Annotated in this window: 2 pseudogenes; both read left to right on the top strand. The window is 57.8% G+C overall.

What is annotated here, in order from left to right:
• Nucleotides 1-100 precede the first annotated feature (100 nt).
• Nucleotides 101-829, top strand: a pseudogene (gene istB, locus BO74_RS21085) (IS21-like element helper ATPase IstB); the annotation flags it as partial.
• Between the two features lie 280 nt (nt 830-1,109).
• A pseudogene (locus tag BO74_RS21080) lies at nt 1,110-1,428 on the top strand (IS3 family transposase); the annotation flags it as partial.
• Nucleotide 1,429: the final 1 nt, after the last annotated feature.

Raw genomic sequence — 1,429 nt, 5'->3', positions numbered from 1 at the left:
CTTCTGCCATGCCCGTTTCTCCTTGTCGTTGAAAACGGACGCATTGTTCGTCAGTGACGCGGAGAGGAGAAGATCGCCGGTGGGTTAACGCTTACTCTCTGCCGACGAGAATGGGCTGGGCGTGCAGACTTCACGCTGGCTGATCGAGCATCTGCTTCAAGCCGAGCACACGGACCGGCACATGCGTTCGGTTCGCTATCAATTGCATTCGGCCAAGTTCCCGGTGCATCGCGATCTCGCGGGATTCGAGTTCTCCCAATCGAAAGTCGATAAGCGTCTGATCGACGAATTGGCCACCTTGGCCTTCACGGAGGGGGCGCACAACGTCGTATTGATTGGCGGCACAGGAACCGGCAAAACGCATCTGGCCACGGCCTTGGGCGTCGCGGGTATTACCCGGCACAACAAGCGCGTACGCTTCTTCTCGACGGTCGATCTGGTCAATCTGCTCGAGCAGGAAAAGGCAGCGGGCAAGACAGGAAAGCTGGCCTTCTCGCTGCTGCGTATGGACCTGGTCATTCTCGACGAACTGGGCTACCTGCCATTCAGCTCCTCGGGCGGCGCCTTGCTGTTTCACCTGCTGTCGAAACTCTACGAGCACACCAGCGTAATGATCACGACCAATCTGACCTTCGGGGAATGGGCCAGCGTCTTCAACGACGCCAAGATGACCACCGCGATGCTCGACCGGCTCACGCATCACTGCCACATCGTCGAAACGGGCAATGAATCGTACCGGTTCCGCCACAGCTCGACGACGGCGAAGTCGCGCATCAAGGCGAGGGAGCTGAGCAGACAGGGGAAACAACCGCTGGAAGAGCCGTTCTGATCTCGCCCGCGTGGGGAAATCCGCTCCGGGCTCCGCCCTGCGCGGATTTCCCCACGCAATTCTGTACCGCCGACTGACGTTACAAGCAAAAAATGGAGGTGCTCACAACCATCATTGCGCTACACTTCACACCAGTCGCCATCATGACGAGCGGCTAAAGTCCCTGGGTAAAATTCAACGCGCACCGCTGGGTACTTTTAAACGCGCGCCGACAGGTCTCGGATTTCACCTACGTCTGTCAGCAACGGATATAAATTGACACACCGGGGGTGCGGACAACAGCGACGACAACGCGCTGGCTGAAACCATCAACGGCCTTTACAAGGCTGAATTGATTCACCGCCGGGCGCCCTGGAAAACTGTCCGAGGCCATCGAACTGGCTACGCTCGAATGGGTGACCTGGTTTAATCACCAGCGCCTGCTCGAACCGATCGGATACATCTCTCCCGCCGAAGCAGAGCAACGGTATTATTCGCAACTCGCACCACAGGCCGAATACGCCTGCACTCAAGAACGTGGAAGACCACGGAATTTTACCCGCGTTGACGAGCGAAGCGCCGGAGGGACGAACCCAGAGTATTCCCACCCTGTCTTTTAAG

The organism is Propionivibrio pelophilus DSM 12018 (genome assembly GCF_059569095.1).
Note: the sequence above shows the minus strand (reverse complement) of the source record. Positions and strands in the feature narration are given on the sequence as shown.